This window comes from Mycobacterium sp. AZCC_0083, from assembly GCF_014202335.1.
In the GTDB taxonomy this organism is placed as follows: domain Bacteria; phylum Actinomycetota; class Actinomycetes; order Mycobacteriales; family Mycobacteriaceae; genus Mycobacterium.
Genome location: NZ_JACHGP010000012.1, coordinates 141,937 through 159,426, shown reverse-complemented (window position 1 = coordinate 159,426; position 17,490 = coordinate 141,937). Strand labels below are relative to the sequence as shown.

The following is a 17,490-nucleotide window of genomic DNA, read 5'->3' as shown; positions in this document are numbered from 1 at the left end:
CGGTCCATCCTGCCTTGTCGGCGATGTCTGCAACCATGGAGGCATGTGTGGGCGATTCGCGGTGACGACTGATCCGGCGTTGCTTGCCGAGAAGATCAAGGCGATCGACGAGGCAACCAATGCGGCGAAGGACCCGCCAACGGCCAATTACAACGTCGCACCCACCACCACCATCAGCGCCGTGGTCAAGCGGCACGCGGAGCCCGACGACGAGTCGACGCGCCGGGTGCGGCTGATGCGCTGGGGACTGCTCCCGCCGTGGGTCAAGACCGGCGAGGACGGCGGACCGGATACCAAGGGCCCGCTGCTGATCAACGCCCGTTCCGAGAAGCTGACCAGCTCACCAGCGTTCCGCAGCTCCGCCAAGGGCAAGCGGTGCCTGGTCCCGATGGACGGTTGGTACGAGTGGCGGCCGAATGGCGAACTGGCGTCCGGTAAGAAGGCCGCGAAGACGCCGTTCTACATGTACGGCGGCGATGGCGAACTGCTGTTCATGGCCGGTTTGTGGTCCACGTGGCGGCCCGCAAGGGACTCAGGTGCTGCGTCCGATTTCCCGCCGCTGCTGAGTTGCACCATCATCACCACCGACGCGGCGGGTCCGCTGGCCGAGATTCACGACCGGATGCCGCTGACCATCAGCGAACGCGACTGGGACCGTTGGCTGGATCCGGACGCGCCGGTCGACGAGGGCCTGCTGCGCGGCCACGGTGACCTGGACCGGATCGAGATCCGGGAGGTCTCGCGGCTGGTCAACAGCGTCCGCAACAACGGCCCAGAACTCATCGAACCCGCGGAGCCGGAAGCCGAGCAGGCGACGCTGCTCTAGGTGCCGTACCCGGGTGGGTTCGGGGTGTCCACCCACAGGTCGACGCCAAGCTCCGAACCGGGCACGCAGTCGTAGACCGACAGATCGGTGACCCCGTTCGCCAGCAGCACGTCCTCGCACAACAGGGTCTGGCCGGTGTACTCGCGGGACGGCTTGTTGAGGATCGCGTAGGCGGCGTCGGCGTACACGGAGGGTTTGCGTGCGCGACCCATCGCCTCGTCACCACCGAGCAGGTTCTGCACCGCGGCGGTCGCGACCAGGGTCCGTGGCCACAGCGTGTTCGACGCGATGCCCTCGGCACGCATTTCCTCGGCAATGCCCAGCGCGCACAACGTCATGCCGAACTTGGCCATCATGTAGGCCGTCGGCTTCAACCACTCCGATTCCAGCCTGAGCGGTGGCGACAGGGTGAGGATGTGCGGGTTCTCGCGGCCCACCATGTGCGGGATGCAGGCCTGCGAGACGGCGTAGGTGCCGCGTACCTGGATCCCGTTCATCAGGTCGAAGCGTTTGAGCGGCACTTCGGTGATCGAGCCGAGGTTGATCGCCGAGGCGTTGTTGACGCAGATGTCGATGCCGCCGAACTGCGCGACGGCCTGCGCGACGGCGCTCGCCACCGACTCGCCGTCGCGGATGTCGCCGACGATCGGCAAGGCCTGTCCGCCGGCCTCCTCGATCTCCTTGGCCGCGGTGTAGACGGTGCCCTCGAGCTTGGGGTGCGGCTCGGCCGTCTTGGCCACCAGGGCGATGTTTGCGCCGTCGGCAGCAGCCTTCTTGGCGATGGCAAGTCCGATGCCACGGCTGGCACCGGAGATGAACATGGTCTTCCCGGAGAGCGACATGGGCTTACCCTATGCGGCGCTCTATACCGCGCAAATGTCGGCGGTGACGGCGTTGGTGAGGCGGACGAGATCCCGTGGTGCGAGCGATACGTCCCAGCCCCGCTTGCCTGCGCTGCACAGCACTCGGTCCCAGGTCAGTGCGGATGCGTCGACCACCGTCGGCAACGGCTTGCGCTGCCCGAGCGGCGAGATGCCACCGATGACGTAGCCGGTCGAGCGCTCTGCTGCGGCCCGTTCGGCCATGGCCGCCTTCGCCACACCGAGTGCGGCGGCCGTGGCCTTCAGTGACAACTTGAACGGCACCGGGAGCACTGCCACCGCGAGGCCACCTGGCACCGAGACCACGAGCGTCTTGAAGACCTGTTCCGGTTCGACTCCGGCGGTGACGGCGAGTTCGTCGGCGGCCTCCGCGCCGAAGGACTCTGCCCGCGGATCGTGGTGGAACCGCAACACCTCGTGCGGCACCCCCGCCGCGAGGAGCGCGGCGATGGCCGGAGTCGCTGCGCTCGCCACCGGATCACCCTAGTGCGACGGCCGGTGGGAACGCGGATGGGAACAAGGTGGCACTGGGATGCCGTTATGCGAGGCAGTCAGCACGGCCAGGCGTACTTGTCTGTGCCTACCTCTACGATTGGAAGGGAGACCGTGGTGCAAACGGCTTGCCTGGAACGTCCGGTGGACATGCCGGACCCATTCGCTGGGGCCGCTACAGAGGGGACGGTGCTGACTCATATGACAGACGTCGACGGGTCGATATCCACGGCGCCGGAAGAGACGGACGCCGAACTGACCGCGCGCTTCGAGCGTGACGCGATTCCGCTGCTCGACCAGCTCTACGGTGGCGCCCTGCGGATGACCCGCAACCCGGCAGATGCCGAGGACCTGCTGCAGGAAACCATGGTCAAGGCATACGCTGGTTTTCGGTCGTTCCGCGAGGGCACCAACCTCAAGGCATGGCTGTACCGCATCCTGACCAACACCTACATCAACAGCTATCGCAAGAAGCAACGTCAGCCGGCGGAGTATCCGACCGAGGAGATCACCGACTGGCAGCTCGCGGCGAATGCCGAGCATTCGTCGACTGGATTGCGATCAGCCGAGGTCGAGGCCATGGAAGCACTGCCCGACACCGAGATCAAGGCGGCGCTGCAGGCGCTGCCGGAGGAATTCAGGATGGCGGTGTACTACGCCGACGTCGAAGGATTCCCGTACAAGGAGATCGCAGAGATCATGGATACCCCGATCGGGACGGTCATGTCCCGGCTGCATCGCGGCCGCAAGCAGCTGCGTGGACTACTGACCGACGTTGCACGGGATCGAGGGTTCCTGCGAGGTCAGCAGCTCGACGCACCTGAGGAGGTTTCTTCATGAGCGACGACTTCTCGCGCCACGCGGATCACGACTTTCGTCCGCCGGTCGGTCCAGTAGATCCCGACCATCCCGAGTGCGCCGCGGTGATCGCGGAGGTATGGACGCTGCTCGACGCCGAATGCACCACCGAGACGCGCGACAAGCTGCGTCATCATCTCGAAGAATGCCCGTCGTGCCTCCGCCAGTACGGCGTCGAGGAGCGGGTGAAGCGGCTGATCGCCACCAAGTGCAGCGGAGACAAGGTGCCGGACGCACTTCGTCAGCGGCTACGCATTCAGATCAGCCGCACCACGATCATCCGCGGCTAGCGCACTGCTACTTGACTGCCTTTGAACCGCAGTTGGGGCGCTTGCCGTGGTTCGCCTTGCTGTGCTTGCGGTCGCGCTTCTTACGGCCACGCTTGGCCATGATGATCCTCCAGTAGTTCAGTGTGCTTGTCCCCAGTGTCTCATGACCCGGGTGTGCAGTTACAAACGCGATCTCGTGGTTCGATGGACGCGCAACGGTGCGCAGGCATTTGCATGGTCGCCCGAACCCCGGCGACTGGAGAAAGACGAGCGGAGTGAAGATGGCCGAGGACGTTCGCGCGGAGATCGTGGCCAGTGTGCTGGAGGTCGTGGTGAGCGAGGGCGATCAGATCGGCGCGGGTGACACCGTCGTCCTGCTGGAGTCGATGAAGATGGAGATTCCGGTGCTGGCCGAGGCGGCGGGCACGGTCACCGAAGTCAAGGTGGCCGTCGGTGACGTCATTCAGGCAGGCGACCTCATCGCCGTAATCAGCTAGAGCGCGCGACACACCCTGGAAATCTCCGATGTCCACCCTCGGTGACCTGCTCGCCGAGCACACCGTCCTGCCAGGCAACGCCGTCGATCACCTACATGCGGTGGTGGGCGAGTGGCAGTTGCTCGCCGATCTGTCCTTCGCCGACTATCTGATGTGGGTCCGCCGCGATGACGGCCATCTGGCGTGCGTCGCCCAGGTCCGGCCCAATACCGCGCCGACCGTACTGCTGGCCGATGCGGTCGGCACCCTCAACACCGGCGATGACATGCCCGTAGTGACCGCTGCATTCGAGTCCGGCCACATCGGCCGGGAAAGCGATGCGGGGCAAGAAGATTCGCACGACGGCGTCTGGCTCAACGTCGAGGCCGTCCCCGTCCGTCACGCCGATCAGGTGGTCGCGGTGCTGACCCACCAGACGGCGCTGGCCGACCGGCGCGAGACCAGCCCGTTGGAGCGGGCCTATCGGGACTGCGCCCGCGGCCTGCTGCGCATGCTGTCCGAGGGCACGTTCCCCAACGTGGGGGATCTGGCGATGTCGCGGTCCAGCCCGCGGGTTGGTGACGGCTTCATTCGCCTCGACGTCGACGGTGGGGTCGTGTACGCCAGCCCGAACGCGATCTCGGCCTATCACCGCATGGGTCTTGCCGCCGAACTCGAGGGCCACAACCTGGTCACGGTGACGCGCCCCCTCATCTCGGACCCGTTCGAGGCGCAGGAACTCGCTACCCATGTCCGTGACTCGCTGGCAGGCGGATCCAGCATGCGGATGGAGGTCGACGCGGGCGGTGCCGCCGTCCTGCTGCGGACGCTGCCGCTGGTGGCAGACGGGGTCGCCACCGGCGCTGCGGTGCTGATCCGCGACGTCACTGAGGTGAAACGGCGCGACCGCGCTCTGCTGTCCAAGGATGCGACGATCCGCGAGATTCACCACAGGGTGAAGAACAACCTGCAGACGGTGGCCGCGCTGCTGAGGCTGCAGGCCCGGCGCACCAACAATCCCGAGGGCCGCGAGGCGCTGATCGAATCGGTGCGGCGGGTGCATTCCATCGCGATGGTGCACGACGTGCTCTCGATGTCGGTGGACGAGGACGTCAACCTCGACGAGGTGGTCGATCGGATCCTGCCGATCATGAACGACGTTGCGTCGGTGGACACCCCGATCCGGATCGTGCGCGAGGGTGATCTTGGCGTGCTTGACGCGGACCGTGCCACGGCCCTGGTCATGGTGGTCACGGAGTTGGTGCAGAACGCGATCGAACACGCCTACGACGCGTCGACCACACAGGGCTGTGTGACGATCCGCTCGGAGCGGTCCGCGCGCTGGCTCGACGTCGTGGTCAACGATGACGGTCGCGGCCTTCCCGAGGGGTTCAGCCTTGAGAAGTCGGACCGGTTGGGATTGCAGATCGTGCGGACGCTGGTGGCGGCGGAGTTGGACGGCTCACTGGGCATGCACGAAGCGTCGAACGGAGGGACCGAGGTCGTCCTGCGGGTGCCCATCGGCAGACGCACTAGGCTGCCGCAATAGCGCCCGATACGCCTTCTGCGCGCAGAACTATGGCCCCGGTATTCACCGGGGCCATAGATCGAAAATCGCGTGAGAGCTAGACGCTGGTACGCGTCTTCGTGCGCGCGTTGCGCCGCTTGAGTGCGCGTCGTTCGTCTTCGCTCATGCCGCCCCATACGCCGGCGTCCTGGCCGGACTCCAGTGCCCAGCTCAGGCACTCCGTCGTCACCGGGCAGCGGTTGCAGACAATCTTTGCGTCAGCAATCTGGGCGAGCGCCGGGCCACTGTTTCCTACCGGGAAGAACAGTTCCGGATCCTCGTCACGACAGACCGCTTTATGCCGCCAATCCATAGCTTCCAACTCCTTATCGTGTGCGCAGCAAGACGCACGAGCTTTTCTTCGGCTGTTAACGCGTGCACGTCAAATGTTTCTGCACTGTTGCAAACGATGCTTCCACAGGCTGAACAGATGTCAATAGAGGCGCGTTAACACGTGTGCAACGTCACTGCGGGACTGCGTTACCAGAACCCTCATTCGTTTGTACTACACTTAACTCACTTGCGCCCTGAATTAAACCCTGTGAGTGTGAAATTCCAGGTCAAAGGGTTTTCGCGGGTGGTGCCACGACGCCAAGAGCATTCGGAACCGACGTGAACGTCATGGTTTCACGCAAGCCTGCGTAATCTCCATCGATCTGGCAAGCCACCTCTGTGTCACTGGTCACCCGGATCCACGCGAGGTCGTCGTCGCGGATCAGATGCTTGGCCTCGATCTGCGGCTTGCGAGACAACATCCGTCGCACCAGCCCCAGATTCGCCCAGACGTTCATGCTGGTGACCGCGAAGACGCCCACACCCGTCTCGAAGGTCGTCTCGGGATTGGTCCACACGGGTCGGGTGTTGGCGTAGGTCCAGGGGCTGGAGTTCGAGACGAACGCGAAGTGCACGCCGGAAACCGGTTCGCGGCCGGGAAGGTGCAGCGTCAGCGACGGCTCCTTGCGGGCGGCCGCCAGGTTCTCCCGGATCGCGACCCGGATGTAGCGCCAGGCCGTGACCTTGCGGCCCTTGTCCCGCTGGGCTTCGACGGCGGCGACTACGGCACCGTCGACGCCCATACCCGCGGTGAAGACGGCCCAACGCTCACCGCAGTCCATCAACCCGATGCGGCGCCACGCCCCACCGCGGCGGTGCTCGTCGAGCAGGTCGACGAGTTGGTTGGTCGCGACGGTGGGGTCGGGGCTGATGCCAAGTGCGCGGGCGAAGACGTTGGCCGAACCGCCGGGTACCACCCCGACAGCGGGCCCGTTCAGCGCGGGCCTGCCCTGGCCGCAGTCGCCGAGGATGCCGTTGACCACTTCGTTCACCGTGCCGTCACCGCCGTGCACGATCACCGCGTCGATCCCGTCGCGCGCCGCGTCGCTGCCGATCTCGATGGCGTGGCCGCGATGGTTGGTGTGCACGACCGTCAGGTCGAGCCGGCTCTCCAGCGCGTGCGCGAGCAGGTCGCGTCCGGCCGGGGTGGTCGATGTAGCGTTCGGATTCACGATCAGCACGGCACGCACGGGAACCAAGCCTATCCAAGGCCGCCCAACCGGAACGCTTACGCTGGCCGTCGTGATCGTTCCCGCACCGGCGACCGTGCGCCAGGCGGGTGTCGTGGTGGCACTCGAGGGTGCCGCGCTGGTCGTCGTGGCCGTGGTCCTCGTGGTGCGTGCCATCGGCGGGGCCCACGAGAAGGCGATCAGCGGGTACGGCACCGCTGCCTGGTACTCGGTCATGGGTGCCGGTGTGATTGCCGCCGGATGGGCACTGTGGACCGGCAGGCGATGGGGCCGCGGCGTCGCGGTGTTCGCGCAGCTCCTCCTGCTGCCGGTGGCCTGGTACATCGCCGTCGGCTCGCAGCGATGGGCCTATGGCGTCCCGCTGGCACTAGTCGCCGTTGGTGTACTGGTTCTGTCGTTCAGTCCCTCGGCACTGCAGTGGGCGTCGGCGACGGCTCAGGACCCCGCCAGTGCGGACAACTCTGGGCCCGACACCCGGTAGGTGATCCACTCGTTCTGCTGGCGGCCGCCGACCGAGTCGTACAGCGCGATGGCATCGACGTTCCAGTCCAGTACCGCCCACGACAGCCGGGTGTAATCGCCTGCCACGCACTCCTTGGCCAGCGTGGCCAGTAGTGATCGAGCCAGGCCGTGCCTGCGGAACTGCGGACGCACGAACAGGTCCTCCAGATAGATCCCCGCAACGCCGTCCCAGGTGGAGAAACTCTTGAACCACAGTGCGCAGGCCGCGGGCTCACCGTCGACCTCGGCGATGTGCGCGTACGCCGTCGGCTGATCCGCGAAGAGCGCAGTGCGCATCTTGGATTCGGTCACGGTGCACTGATCCGCGGCGTTCTCGAACTCCGCAAGCTCGTGCACCATGGCCGTCAGCACGGCCTCGTCGCCGGGTTGAACGCGGCGGATCTGGATAGTCATGATCGAACTCCCAACGCAGACATGATGGTTTTGAACTTCGTGGTGGTCTCGGCGACTTCGTCGTCGGGATCGGATTCTGCGACGATGCCGCCGCCCGACCGCGCCTCGGCCGTCTGCCGGTCGGCGGACAGTTGCGCGCAGCGGATGGCCACCACCCAGCGGCCGTCGCCTGCCGCGTCGCACCACCCGACCGCCCCCGCGTAGAACCCGCGGTCGCCCTCCAGCTCGTTGATCAGTTCGGCTGCCGCCAATGCCGGCACCCCGCCAACGGCTGGTGTCGGGTGCAGTGCGATCGCGAGATCCAGTGCAGTGGTTGATGACTCACGTAGCCGCCCGGTGATGGGTGTGTTCAGGTGCCACACCGCCGACGTGCTACTGAGCTCCGGTGTCTGCGCGATCGACAAGTCGACGCACAGCGGTTCGAGCGCCTTGCGCATCTCGTCGACGACCAGTTGGTGTTCGTGCAGGTTCTTGGCCGACTCCGCCAGCGCGACACCGCTGGCCCGGTCAGCGGCGGGATCGGCCGAACGGGGTGCGGATCCCGCGAACGGTCGGCACGTCACCACCTCGCCGCGCCGGGCCACCAGCAGTTCGGGACTTGCACCGATCAGCGCCATGCCCGCGTACTCCGCACCTGCCGGCGTCAGATCGGCGAAATAGGCGTTGGCAGTGGTGTCTTCGGCGAGGCGGGCGAGGATCGTCGTCACGTCCAGCGGGCCGTCGGCGACTAGTCGCAGCGCTCGCGCCAGCACTACCTTGTGCAGGCCGGAACCCGGATCGTTCAGCCGGGCGATGGCCTCGGCGATGCGGGCACGGTGCACGTCGGGAGCCGGGAGCGTCTCGGCAATCCGCACCGCAGGCAGGTCGCACCGCGGCCAATCGGGTAGCGCGTCGAGAAGCCGTACCGCCTGCGGGCGCATCAGCGCGGTCGGGCGCGTCATGTCGAAGGGCAAGGCGCCCAACACGATCGGCACGTCACCGGAGGCGAGCGCCGCCCGCGCGTCGTCGAGTCGCGGATAGGCGGTGTGTACGCCATTGGCCACCAGCACCCCGGCGCGGCCGGTCATCACGAAGGACGGTTCGGCCGTCACGGCGGGAGGCACGGGTTGACGTGGCCGGTCAGGCCGAGCGCGGTGATCTGCCGAACGCCGTGTTCGAAGCCGCACACCGCGATCGATGCGGCCGCCATCGACACCCGGATCCCTTCCAGGATCGGCAGTTCCATCCAGCGGGTCATCACCGAACGCGAGAAGTGGCCGTGCCCGACGAACAGCACGTCGCGCGACTCCATGTGTGACAGCGCAAGGTCGACGGCGCGGTCGGCACGTTCGGTGATCGCGGCAACGCTCTCGCCGCCGGGACATCCGTACTTCCACACCGTCCAGTCCGGCACCGTCTCGCGGATCTCCGGCGTCGTCAGGCCCTCGTAGTCGCCGTAGTCCCACTCGGCCAGCAGAGGCGTCACTTCGTCGACGGTCAGGCCAGCGAGTTCCGCGGTCACCAGCGCGCGATGTCGTGGGCTGCTCACCACCAGCGGATCGCGCAGCTGCAGGTCGGCAAGCGCCTCGGCGGCGAGGGTGGCCTGTTCGCGCCCGGTCTCGGTGAGTTCGAGGTCGGTGCGGCCGGTGTGCCTGCCGCTCTTGGACCAGTCGGTCTCGCCGTGGCGCAGCAGCAGGAGGCGGTGCCGTTCTACGCCTGATTCTCTTCGCGCAAGCGGCTCATCGATGCTCACAGTGGCCGATTCTGCCGCACGCCGGAGCCGATGCTCCGCGCGCGTGCTTGGATGAACACGTTGCGCGGGGCGAGCGAAGCGACGGGAAATTTGCGGCGCGAGGGGAGTTTCATGACGCGGGTACTAGCGGTCGCCAATCAAAAGGGTGGGGTCGCCAAGACGACGACCGTGGCGTCGTTGGGTGCGGCGATGGCGGAGAAGGGGCGACGAGTGCTGCTCGTCGATCTCGACCCGCAAGGGTGTTTGACCTTCTCGCTCGGCGCTGATCCCGACAAGCTGACGGTGTCGATCCACGAGGTGCTGCTCGGTGACGTGGAACCGAGTGTCGCGCTGGTGCCGACGGTTGAGGGCATGACGCTGCTGCCCGCCAACATCGACTTGGCGGGGGCCGAGGCGATGCTCCTGATGCGGGCGGGCCGCGAGTACGCGCTCAAGCGCGCGCTGGCCAAGGTCTCGTCGGACTTCGACGTCGTGATCATCGACTGCCCGCCATCGCTGGGGGTCCTGACGCTGAACGGTCTGACGGCTGCCGACGACGTGATCGTGCCGTTGCAGTGCGAGACGCTGGCGCACCGCGGCGTCGGCCAGTTCCTCAGGACGGTCACCGACGTCCAGCAGATCACCAACGCCGACCTTCAGTTGCTCGGCGCGCTGCCGACGCTCTACGACTCGCGCACCACGCACAGCCGCGATGTGCTGCTAGACGTCGCGGACCGCTACGGCCTAGTGGTCTTGGGGCCACCGATCCCGCGCACCGTGCGGTTCGCCGAGGCGAGCGCATCGGGATCGTCGGTCTTGGCGGGACGAAAGAACAAGGGCGCCAATGCCTATCGTGCGCTGGCCAACGACCTGCTCAAGCACTGGAAGTCGGGCAAGGCCCTTGCGAGTTTCAGCCCAGAGGTGTAGCTAGGCGCCCAACGCCACCAGCGTGGGGCCACGCTGCTCGAGCAGCGTGCTCCCGGCGACCGCTGGCACGACGGGGCCGGGGCTGGGCGGTCGGCTCAGCTGAATGTGGCTCTGACCGGCGCCGGCCTGGGGATTGAACACGTCGTATCCCGTCGTGACGGGCACCAGAAGCTTGCCTGCGAACATCGCCGCGGGGCCCACCGGTGCCTGTCCGCCGACGGGGCTGACGGTGTAGCGGTAGTGCAGTGCGTTGGCATCGAAGACCATGACGCTGTCACCCGTCCACCAGGTGATCAGGTCGCCTGCGCGCGACATGGTGGCGTCGGGCGCCGCAGGCTTGGACAGCAGCGTGCTGGCGATGGTCGTGCCGTTCTCGTCGATGACGTTCACGGTGGGTTTGGGCGTCGGAAGGTACACGGCGGTGGTGGTGTCGGATACGGCGATCACCTGGGCATCGGAGTCGGCGGCCACGCCAGGCAGCGAGACGTGCTTCGCCAGTGGCTGATCCTCCTCCTTGTCCGGTCGCAGTAGGGTGAGCCGGTCGTCGGGCTGCTGGGGACACGATTCGATCACCGATACCGCCGACGGGCTCGCAGCGGCCGACACCAGGCGGCACAGCGGCTGCGCGGGGACGTCGGGCTTGATCCGCGCGTCCAGTGCGCCCCAGCTGTTCATCCTGACCATGTCGGAGCGCCACTGCTCGAGCCGGCTGTCACCGGCTGACAGCACGGTGGTGCCGTCCGTGGATAGCCTGACCTTGGGGTCGGCATAGGCGGTGCGGGTCGGGCCGCGCTTGCCGGTCTTGCCGTCGATGGTGCTGACCTGACCGCACCCGCGGGCGTCGGGGTAGACGGCGACGGCGTCCTGATACACCGACGTCACGCCGCACAGGTCGATGTCGCGCGCGTAACTCCAGAGCACCGCGCCGGTCACGGGGTCTCGCCCGTCGACCTGCCGGCCGTCTCCGGTCACCACTGCGCCGCCAGCGATCACCGGCTCGGTCGTCGCGGGGCTGGCCGCCGTCCACAGTTCTCGCAGTGTGCTTGGCACGTCGCGAGCGGACTTCAGCGCGGGGACCGGCGTCGTCGCAGGACGGCTGATCGTCGCCCGCGCGTCGCTGGTCCACCAGATCAGGCCCGCGGTGACGGCGCAGACGGCGGCGATCGCCAGTGCGGCCAGGAGGTCACCCCTGGTGCGGCGTTCCGGTTTGACCATCGAGCGGTGGTGACCTCGCCTAGCCGGCCGACGGGGCGGCGGTGCTGGGACGGCGACGCCTGCGCCTGCGGCGCGCGGGGCCGGTGCCGTCGGCGGGTGCGGTTTCGTCGTTGGAGGCGGCCGGGGTCTGCTCGGAGTTCTCCACGTGGCCCGTTCCGGAACTGGCACCGCGAGTGCGCTGCCGGGTGCGGTCACGATTGCGCGCGGGTCGATCGCCGTCGCGGGCCTCGCGCTTCGGCCGGTCCTTGCTCCCGTTGCTGCGCGCCGCGGCGCCGATCGACCCGGTGACGTCGGTCGGGATGTCCAGCTCGGTGTAGAGGGTTGGTGAGTTGGAGTAGGTCTCGGCGGGGTCGGGGATGCCGAGGCCAAGTGCCTTGTCGATCAGCGTCCAGCGGGGGAGCTCGTCCCAGTCGACGAGCGTGACGGCGATCCCGGTCTTGCCCGCGCGACCGGTGCGGCCGATGCGGTGCACGTAGGCCTGCTCGTCCTCGGGAATCTGGTAGTTGATCACGTGGGTGATGTCGTCGATGTCGATGCCGCGGGCGGCGACGTCGGTGGCGACCAGCACGTCGATGTCACCGGTGCGGAAGGACTTGAGTGCCTTCTCCCTGGCGCCCTGGCCGAGATCGCCGTGCACGGCGCCGACCTTGAAGCCACGTTCGGCGAGCTCGTCGGAGACCTTCTGCGCGGTCCGCTTGGTGCGGGTGAAGATCATCGTCGCGCCGCGGTCACGGGCCTGCAGAACACGTGTCACCATTTCCACCTTGTCCAGCGCATGTGCGCGGTAGGCGTACTGCTTGGTGGTGTCGTGCGTGGCCGACGAGTGCGGCGCCTCGGCGCGGATGTGCGTCGGCTGCTGCATGAAGGTGCGGGCCAGCGTGATGATGGGGTCGGGCATCGTCGCCGAGAACAGCATCGCCTGCCGCTCGTCGGGGATCTGCCGCAGAATCCGCTCGATGTCGGGCAGGAAGCCCAGGTCGAGCATCTCGTCGGCCTCGTCGAGCACCAGCACCGACAGACCGCCGAGCTGCAGGTGGCCCTGCTGGGCCAGGTCGAGGAGCCTGCCGGGGGTGCCGACGACGACGTCGACGCCCTTCTGGAGGGCTTCGATCTGCGGCTCGTAGGGCCTGCCGCCGTAGATGGAGGTCACCGACAATTTGCGGTCGGCATGGCCCTCGACGTCCGCCCTCAAATACTTGGCTGCATTGGCCAGGTCGTCGTAGACCTGGAGGCACAGCTCACGGGTGGGTACGACCACCAGCGCGCGCGGCATGCCGTTGAGGGGCCGAGCGGTGTCGGTCACGATCCGGTGCAGCAAGGGCACACCGAATGCCAGGGTTTTTCCCATGCCCGTGCGGGCCTGGCCGATCAGATCGTCGCCGGCGAGCGCCAGCGGCAGGGTCAGTTCCTGAATGGCGAACGTGTGCTCGATGCCGCCTTCGGCGAGTGCGCGGACGATCTCCTCGCGCACGCCGAGATCGGCGAAGGACGTCGTGGTTTCAGTGGTCGGTTCTGCAGCGGATTCCGAATCCGATTCCGATACGGATTCTGAAAGTGGTTCTGAATTAGGTGAAGTCATGCGTTGGCGACGTACCTTTCTGGGTCAGTCCTCGTAAGTCCTCGCGGATGTTCACGCGCGCACGAGTCTGACGAAAAGCACCGGGCCCTGGCCTTCGAGGAGGCGAGCCAACTGCGTGCACGCACATTTCTTCGGTCGCGGCCAGACACTTCGGACGGCCACATCCCATTACATGATAGCTGGCCGGTTTTCCAGGGCCGTCGTCGCGCTGGTCGGCGTCTACAGTTGGGCCATGACTTCGACCCCGCCCGATCAGACGGTGAACCCCGTGACCCCGGGCGTGTCGATCGATCACCCCGGTGTGACGGAGTTGTTTGCGCTGCTGGCATACGGCGAGGTGGCGGCGTTCTACCGGCTCACCGACGAGGCGCGGATGGCGCCGAATTTGGCAGGCCGGATCAACATGGCCAGCATGGCCGCGGCCGAGATGTACCACTACGAGATGTTGCGGGACGCGCTGGACCAGCGGGGTGTCGACGTAGTGCCCGCCATGACCAGGTATGCGTCCGCGCTGGAGAACTACCACCGCCTGACCACCCCGAGCACGTGGCTGGAGGCGCTGGTCAAGACGTACGTCGGTGACGCGCTGGCCGCCGACTTCTACCTCGAGATCGCCGACGCGCTGCCTGCGGAGGCGGCCAGTGTGGTGCGGGCGGTGCTGTCCGAGACCGGGCACTCCCAGTTCGTCGTCGCCGAGGTGAAGGCTGCGGTCACGGCGAGCGACAAGCAGCGCCACCGCCTGGCCCTGTGGTCGCGGCGCCTGCTTGGCGAGGCCATCACTCAGGCGCAGTTCGTGCTCGCAGACCACGACGAACTCGTCGACCTCGTCATGTCGAGCAGCCACGGCCTCGTCAGGCTCACCGAGTTCTTCGACCGGTTGCAGCGCACGCACAATGCACGCATGCGGGAACTCGGCCTCGCGTAAGCGATTTCGCTACCGGGGGCGAGCGAAGCGACGGGGGATCTACTTGGTGCAGGTGGTGATCATCGTGTTGGTGGCCTGCGCCGCGATCGTCGCGCCCCCTGCATCGGTGATCGAGCAGTCCAGCTGACCCATGAGGCTCGTCGCAGTCACCGAGGTGAGGTTGACGCCGGGGTCCAGCACCACGGTCTTCGTCCACGGCAGAGCCACGTTGAGCTCGGTCTGCAGGGCGCCCTGCTGGTCGGTGTAGATCACGGTGATCATGTCGATCAGCTGGCGGGTGCCCGTCACCTGATAGGTGATCGTGCGCGGGTCCGGCGCGGCGACGGCCGGTGCGGTCGGTGTGGGTGCCGCGCTCGCCGTCGGTTCGGGTGCGACGGTGGTGACCGTTTCCGGGGTCAACGGCCCTGGGGGCGGCACGGGTACCCGTGACGTCGCCACGGGCGGTGCGGCCGAGGTCGTCGGCGCCTGACTGGTGGCGGCGGGCGGGCTGACGGTCTTCGACACCGAGCCGCTGTCACCTCCGCCGAGGATGACCACGGTGCAGATCACCGCGACGAGCAGGATGACGCCTGCGACGCCCGCGACCCAGACCCAGCGGCGATCGATCGGGTCGGCGTAGTCGTCGTAGTCCTCGTAGTCCTCGTCATCGTCGAGATCGTCGGACTCGTCGACGTCGTCGAGGACCACCGTCTCGGTCGAACCCGTGCGGTCGGCGCGCGAGGTGTAGCGCCGTGAGCTGCCGTATGAGCCGCCGCCGTACGAGTAGTATTCGCCGTAGCGAGAGTGGCCCGGGTGCTGCTCTGCGGAGTCGTCGGTACGACGCGTCCCAGAAGGTGTCGAATACGTTGAATGCGGAGGATACTGCCTGCTCATCACACTTTCCCGGATCGCTTGGTGGTTGTTCGCGAGGTGAACGTGATCGATGCTATCGGGGCAAAAGTGACGGGTGAGGTTCACGCGCGGCGTGCCAGGTCACGGTCCGGCCTCGTTCGCGTGACGCCTTCCGTGACGTTGCGACGCCCCCAATACGTTTCAACGGTGTTCGCGGAACGCGAAGCGGCCGCGGCGTCACGGGCCCCCGCCGTCCACTAGCCTTCTCGAGGTAGAACACGACCAACGGAAAGGGTCCAGCGTGGAGGTCAAGATCGGTATTACCGACAGCCCGCGCGAGCTGGTCTTCAGCAGCGCGCAGACACACGATGAGGTGCAGAAGTTGGTTACCGACGCGCTGGGCACGGACTCGGGCGTGCTGAGCCTCACCGACGAGAAGGGCAGGCTCTTCCTGGTGCAGGCCAAGAAGATCGCCTACGTCGAGATCGGTGCTTCCGACGGCCGTCGGGTCGGGTTCGGCATCCTGGCGGAGTCCGGCAAGAAGGGCTGAACGCTAGCCGCGGGTGAGCGGCACGTGTGACAGTCCGCCCCAGGCGAACTGCACCGTGCCCTCGACCGCGGCGTCCTTGGAGATCGGCCGATCGCTGTTCAGCCAGTACCGCGCGCAGTCCACGCTGACCGCGACGAGGCCGACCGCGATCATCCTGGCGCGATGCGCTTCGAGTCCCGAGTCGCGGCTGATCAGGTCGAACACCGCGTCGGTACAGGATTCGGTGGCCACCTTCACCTGCGCCGACACCTGCGGTTCGGTGACGTAGTCGTTCTCGAAGATCAAGCGGTAGCCCTGGCCGTCGTGCTCGATGAAGTCGAAGAACGCCTGGACCGCGGCGCGTAGCCGCTGGCGGTTGTCGGTGGTGGTGCGCAGTGCCTGCCGCACGCCGGACACCAGGTTCTCGACGTGGCGCTGCAGCACCGCAAGGTACAACTCGAGCTTGGACGAGAAGTGTTGGTATAGAACGGGTTTACTGACGCCCGCCCGGTCGGCGATCTCGTCCATGCCGGCCGCGTGGTAGCCGCGTTCGACGAAGACCTCGCTGGCAGCGATGAGCAGCTGCCCGCGACGTTCGTCGCGGGGCAGTCGGTTGCCACGCCGGTTGCCGGATGACCGGCCCGTCGAGCCGTCACCGGCCGCCGGTTGCGCGCGTCTCCTTCCGGCGTTGGCGAGCTCGCTCATTCAGTCCTCAATCTGGATCGGTGCTGCGTGCCGGGCAGGGGATTTCGGCACCGGCCGACCATCCGAACGACATTACTACCGATAGTTGGGGGAGGTCGTGATCTGGCGGCCGTGTGCCGTTGGGTGGCGCGCCGGAACCGCCCCGGCGGCGCACTGTGCCATTCTGGTCCGGTGACCTACGACCCGGGGAGTCACTGGGGCGAGCGAAGCGACGGGAAAAGTAGGGACTGGGGCGAGCGAAGCGACGGGAAGATGAGCGGCGGTCGCGTACCCGTGCTGCACAACGAGTGGCGGGAGCCGCTTCGCGCGCAGCGCGACCCGGTCGCAGACGACTCGGGACGGACGCGGTCCAATCGCGACGACCGTCAGCAGTGGCGCAAGCAGACCTGGCTGGGTCGCTTCGTGTCGACCTACGGCTGGCGCGCCTATGCCCTGCCGGTGCTGATCGCCATCACCGCGGTCGTCGTCTATCAAACGATCACCGGCATCGGCACGACGGCACCGGTCAAGGACGCAGGACCGGTTCAGGGGCCGCCGACGATCGACCCGGCCAGCACCGCGATCATCGGTGCGCCGCCCAAGGGCATGACCCAGTTCGACGCCAACCTGCCGACCGGCATCTTGCCCGACGGCGGGCCCTTCACCGAGGCGGGCGCCAAGACGTGGCACATCGTGCCCGGCACGTCCCCGAAGGTCGGCGAGGGCACGACGAAGTCGTTCACCTACACCGTCGAGGTGGAGGACGGCGTCGACACCACGGCGTTCGGCGGCGACGACGCGTTCGCGCGGATGGTCAGTGAGACCCTGGCCAATCCCAAGAGCTGGACCCACAACCCGCAGTTCGCGTTCACCAGGATCGACAGCGGGGCGCCGGACTTCCGGGTGTCGCTGACCTCGCCGATAACCCTGCGCGAAGGCTGCGGCTACGACATTCCGATCGAGACGTCCTGCTACAACCCGGCCTACGGGCCCGACGTGCAGCCCCGGGTGTTCTTCAACGAGGCGCGCTGGGTGCGCGGCGCCGTGCCGTTCCAGGGCGACATCGGCTCCTACCGGCAGTACCAGATCAACCACGAAATTGGCCACGCCATCGGCTACCAGCGTCACGAACCATGCGGCGAGAATGGCGCGCTGGCGCCGGTGATGATGCAGCAGACCTTCTCCATCAGCAACGATGACGACGCGAAGTTCGATCCGCAGTCGGTCCAGGCCGACGGCAAGTCATGCCGGTTCAACCCCTGGCCGTACCCCATCGCCTGAC

22 protein-coding genes are annotated in these 17,490 nt (G+C 67.0%); 10 read left to right on the top strand and 12 right to left on the bottom strand.

Annotation, left to right across the window (positions count from 1 at the left end; translation table 11 throughout):
* Positions 1–43 precede the first annotated feature (43 nt).
* Positions 44–826 (top strand): SOS response-associated peptidase, encoded by a 783-nt coding sequence (locus tag HNP02_RS28110; RefSeq protein WP_184443909.1) that lies wholly within the window; start codon positions 44–46, stop codon positions 824–826.
* On the opposite strand, the gene HNP02_RS28105 is transcribed toward HNP02_RS28110, so the two are convergent.
* On the bottom strand, positions 823–1,668 hold the full coding sequence (locus HNP02_RS28105) for an NAD(P)-dependent oxidoreductase (protein ID WP_184443908.1): 846 nt from the start codon (positions 1,666–1,668) through the stop codon (positions 823–825). The two genes, HNP02_RS28110 and HNP02_RS28105, sit on opposite strands and share 4 nt — an antisense overlap.
* A gap of 21 nt (positions 1,669–1,689) precedes the next feature.
* Positions 1,690–2,181: an aminoacyl-tRNA deacylase gene (locus HNP02_RS28100; protein ID WP_184443907.1), complete on the bottom strand. Its 492-nt coding sequence runs from the start codon at positions 2,179–2,181 to the stop codon at positions 1,690–1,692.
* A gap of 219 nt (positions 2,182–2,400) precedes the next feature.
* On the opposite strand from HNP02_RS28100, the gene HNP02_RS28095 reads away from it, so the two are divergent.
* Both HNP02_RS28095 and rsrA read left to right on the top strand, forming a co-directional pair.
* The gene (locus HNP02_RS28095; RefSeq protein WP_184443906.1) at positions 2,401–3,039 is read left to right on the top strand and encodes a sigma-70 family RNA polymerase sigma factor; all 639 of its coding nucleotides are present in this window, start codon (positions 2,401–2,403) and stop codon (positions 3,037–3,039) included.
* Entirely contained in the window at positions 3,036–3,347 is a 312-nt protein-coding gene (gene rsrA / locus HNP02_RS28090; protein WP_184443905.1) for a mycothiol system anti-sigma-R factor, read from the top strand. The genes HNP02_RS28095 and rsrA overlap by 4 nt, the downstream gene beginning before the upstream one ends.
* A 7-nt stretch (positions 3,348–3,354) precedes the next feature.
* On the opposite strand, the gene HNP02_RS44140 is transcribed toward rsrA, so the two are convergent.
* Complete coding sequence (locus HNP02_RS44140) at positions 3,355–3,447, bottom strand: 50S ribosomal protein bL37 (RefSeq protein ID WP_369299093.1); 93 nt, start codon at positions 3,445–3,447, stop codon at positions 3,355–3,357.
* A 160-nt stretch (positions 3,448–3,607) separates the two neighbouring features.
* Here HNP02_RS44140 and HNP02_RS28085 point away from each other — a divergent pair, with 160 nt between their 5' ends.
* Together HNP02_RS28085 and HNP02_RS28080 are read left to right on the top strand one after the other, a co-directional pair.
* Positions 3,608–3,823 (top strand): biotin/lipoyl-binding carrier protein, encoded by a 216-nt coding sequence (locus HNP02_RS28085; RefSeq protein WP_149374188.1) that lies wholly within the window; start codon positions 3,608–3,610, stop codon positions 3,821–3,823.
* A gap of 28 nt (positions 3,824–3,851) precedes the next feature.
* Positions 3,852–5,351, top strand: coding sequence for a sensor histidine kinase (locus HNP02_RS28080; RefSeq protein WP_184443904.1), 1,500 nt, complete (start codon positions 3,852–3,854; stop codon positions 5,349–5,351).
* Positions 5,352–5,427: 76 nt separating this feature from the next.
* Here HNP02_RS28080 and HNP02_RS28075 read toward each other — a convergent pair whose 3' ends face one another.
* Positions 5,428–5,682: a WhiB family transcriptional regulator gene (locus HNP02_RS28075; protein ID WP_149374186.1), complete on the bottom strand. Its 255-nt coding sequence runs from the start codon at positions 5,680–5,682 to the stop codon at positions 5,428–5,430.
* A 247-nt stretch (positions 5,683–5,929) separates the two neighbouring features.
* Complete coding sequence (locus HNP02_RS28070) at positions 5,930–6,892, bottom strand: diacylglycerol kinase family protein (RefSeq protein WP_184443903.1); 963 nt, start codon at positions 6,890–6,892, stop codon at positions 5,930–5,932.
* Between the two features lie 52 nt (positions 6,893–6,944).
* On the opposite strand from HNP02_RS28070, the gene HNP02_RS28065 reads away from it, so the two are divergent.
* Positions 6,945–7,373 carry a hypothetical protein gene (locus HNP02_RS28065; RefSeq protein ID WP_184443902.1) on the top strand — a complete coding sequence of 143 codons (429 nt, stop codon included), beginning with the start codon at positions 6,945–6,947 and terminating at the stop codon, positions 7,371–7,373.
* Here the strand turns inward: HNP02_RS28065 and HNP02_RS28060 are convergent.
* Genes HNP02_RS28060 through HNP02_RS28050 form a run of 3 tightly spaced genes read right to left on the bottom strand, consistent with a single transcriptional unit; the run spans position 7,328 to position 9,539 of the window.
* Entirely contained in the window at positions 7,328–7,807 is a 480-nt protein-coding gene (locus tag HNP02_RS28060; RefSeq protein WP_184443901.1) for a GNAT family N-acetyltransferase, read from the bottom strand. The two genes, HNP02_RS28065 and HNP02_RS28060, sit on opposite strands and share 46 nt — an antisense overlap.
* Positions 7,804–8,898 carry an isochorismate synthase MenF gene (locus HNP02_RS28055; protein WP_184443900.1) on the bottom strand — a complete coding sequence of 365 codons (1,095 nt, stop codon included), beginning with the start codon at positions 8,896–8,898 and terminating at the stop codon, positions 7,804–7,806. Before HNP02_RS28055 ends, HNP02_RS28060 begins: the two co-directional genes overlap by 4 nt.
* A complete protein-coding gene (locus HNP02_RS28050; protein ID WP_309241716.1) occupies positions 8,895–9,539 on the bottom strand; it encodes an acid phosphatase in 645 nt (214 codons plus the stop codon). The genes HNP02_RS28055 and HNP02_RS28050 overlap by 4 nt, the downstream gene beginning before the upstream one ends.
* Before the next feature lie 111 nt (positions 9,540–9,650).
* On the opposite strand from HNP02_RS28050, the gene HNP02_RS28045 reads away from it, so the two are divergent.
* Positions 9,651–10,445, top strand: coding sequence for a ParA family protein (locus HNP02_RS28045; RefSeq protein ID WP_184443899.1), 795 nt, complete (start codon positions 9,651–9,653; stop codon positions 10,443–10,445).
* Here HNP02_RS28045 and HNP02_RS28040 read toward each other — a convergent pair whose 3' ends face one another.
* Positions 10,446–11,660 carry a hypothetical protein gene (locus HNP02_RS28040; RefSeq protein WP_184443898.1) on the bottom strand — a complete coding sequence of 405 codons (1,215 nt, stop codon included), beginning with the start codon at positions 11,658–11,660 and terminating at the stop codon, positions 10,446–10,448. It abuts the gene before it with no gap.
* Positions 11,661–11,679: 19 nt separating this feature from the next.
* The gene (locus HNP02_RS28035; protein WP_184443897.1) at positions 11,680–13,239 is read right to left on the bottom strand and encodes a DEAD/DEAH box helicase; all 1,560 of its coding nucleotides are present in this window, start codon (positions 13,237–13,239) and stop codon (positions 11,680–11,682) included.
* A gap of 232 nt (positions 13,240–13,471) precedes the next feature.
* On the opposite strand from HNP02_RS28035, the gene HNP02_RS28030 reads away from it, so the two are divergent.
* Positions 13,472–14,164, top strand: a complete 693-nt coding sequence (locus HNP02_RS28030) for a ferritin-like fold-containing protein (RefSeq protein ID WP_184443896.1) — start codon at positions 13,472–13,474, stop codon at positions 14,162–14,164.
* Positions 14,165–14,203: 39 nt separating this feature from the next.
* Here the strand turns inward: HNP02_RS28030 and HNP02_RS28025 are convergent, their stop codons facing one another.
* Positions 14,204–15,037: a hypothetical protein gene (locus tag HNP02_RS28025; protein ID WP_184443895.1), complete on the bottom strand. Its 834-nt coding sequence runs from the start codon at positions 15,035–15,037 to the stop codon at positions 14,204–14,206.
* 259 nt (positions 15,038–15,296) lie between these two features.
* Between HNP02_RS28025 and HNP02_RS28020 the strand changes: the two genes are divergently transcribed.
* Entirely contained in the window at positions 15,297–15,545 is a 249-nt protein-coding gene (locus tag HNP02_RS28020; protein ID WP_184443894.1) for a DUF3107 domain-containing protein, read from the top strand.
* A 3-nt stretch (positions 15,546–15,548) separates the two neighbouring features.
* On the opposite strand, the gene HNP02_RS28015 is transcribed toward HNP02_RS28020, so the two are convergent.
* Positions 15,549–16,229 (bottom strand): TetR/AcrR family transcriptional regulator, encoded by a 681-nt coding sequence (locus HNP02_RS28015; RefSeq protein ID WP_184443893.1) that lies wholly within the window; start codon positions 16,227–16,229, stop codon positions 15,549–15,551.
* Positions 16,230–16,481: 252 nt separating this feature from the next.
* Here HNP02_RS28015 and HNP02_RS28010 point away from each other — a divergent pair, with 252 nt between their 5' ends.
* On the top strand, positions 16,482–17,489 hold the full coding sequence (locus HNP02_RS28010; protein ID WP_184443997.1) for a DUF3152 domain-containing protein: 1,008 nt from the start codon (positions 16,482–16,484) through the stop codon (positions 17,487–17,489).
* The last annotated feature ends 1 nt before the right edge of the window (position 17,490 follow it).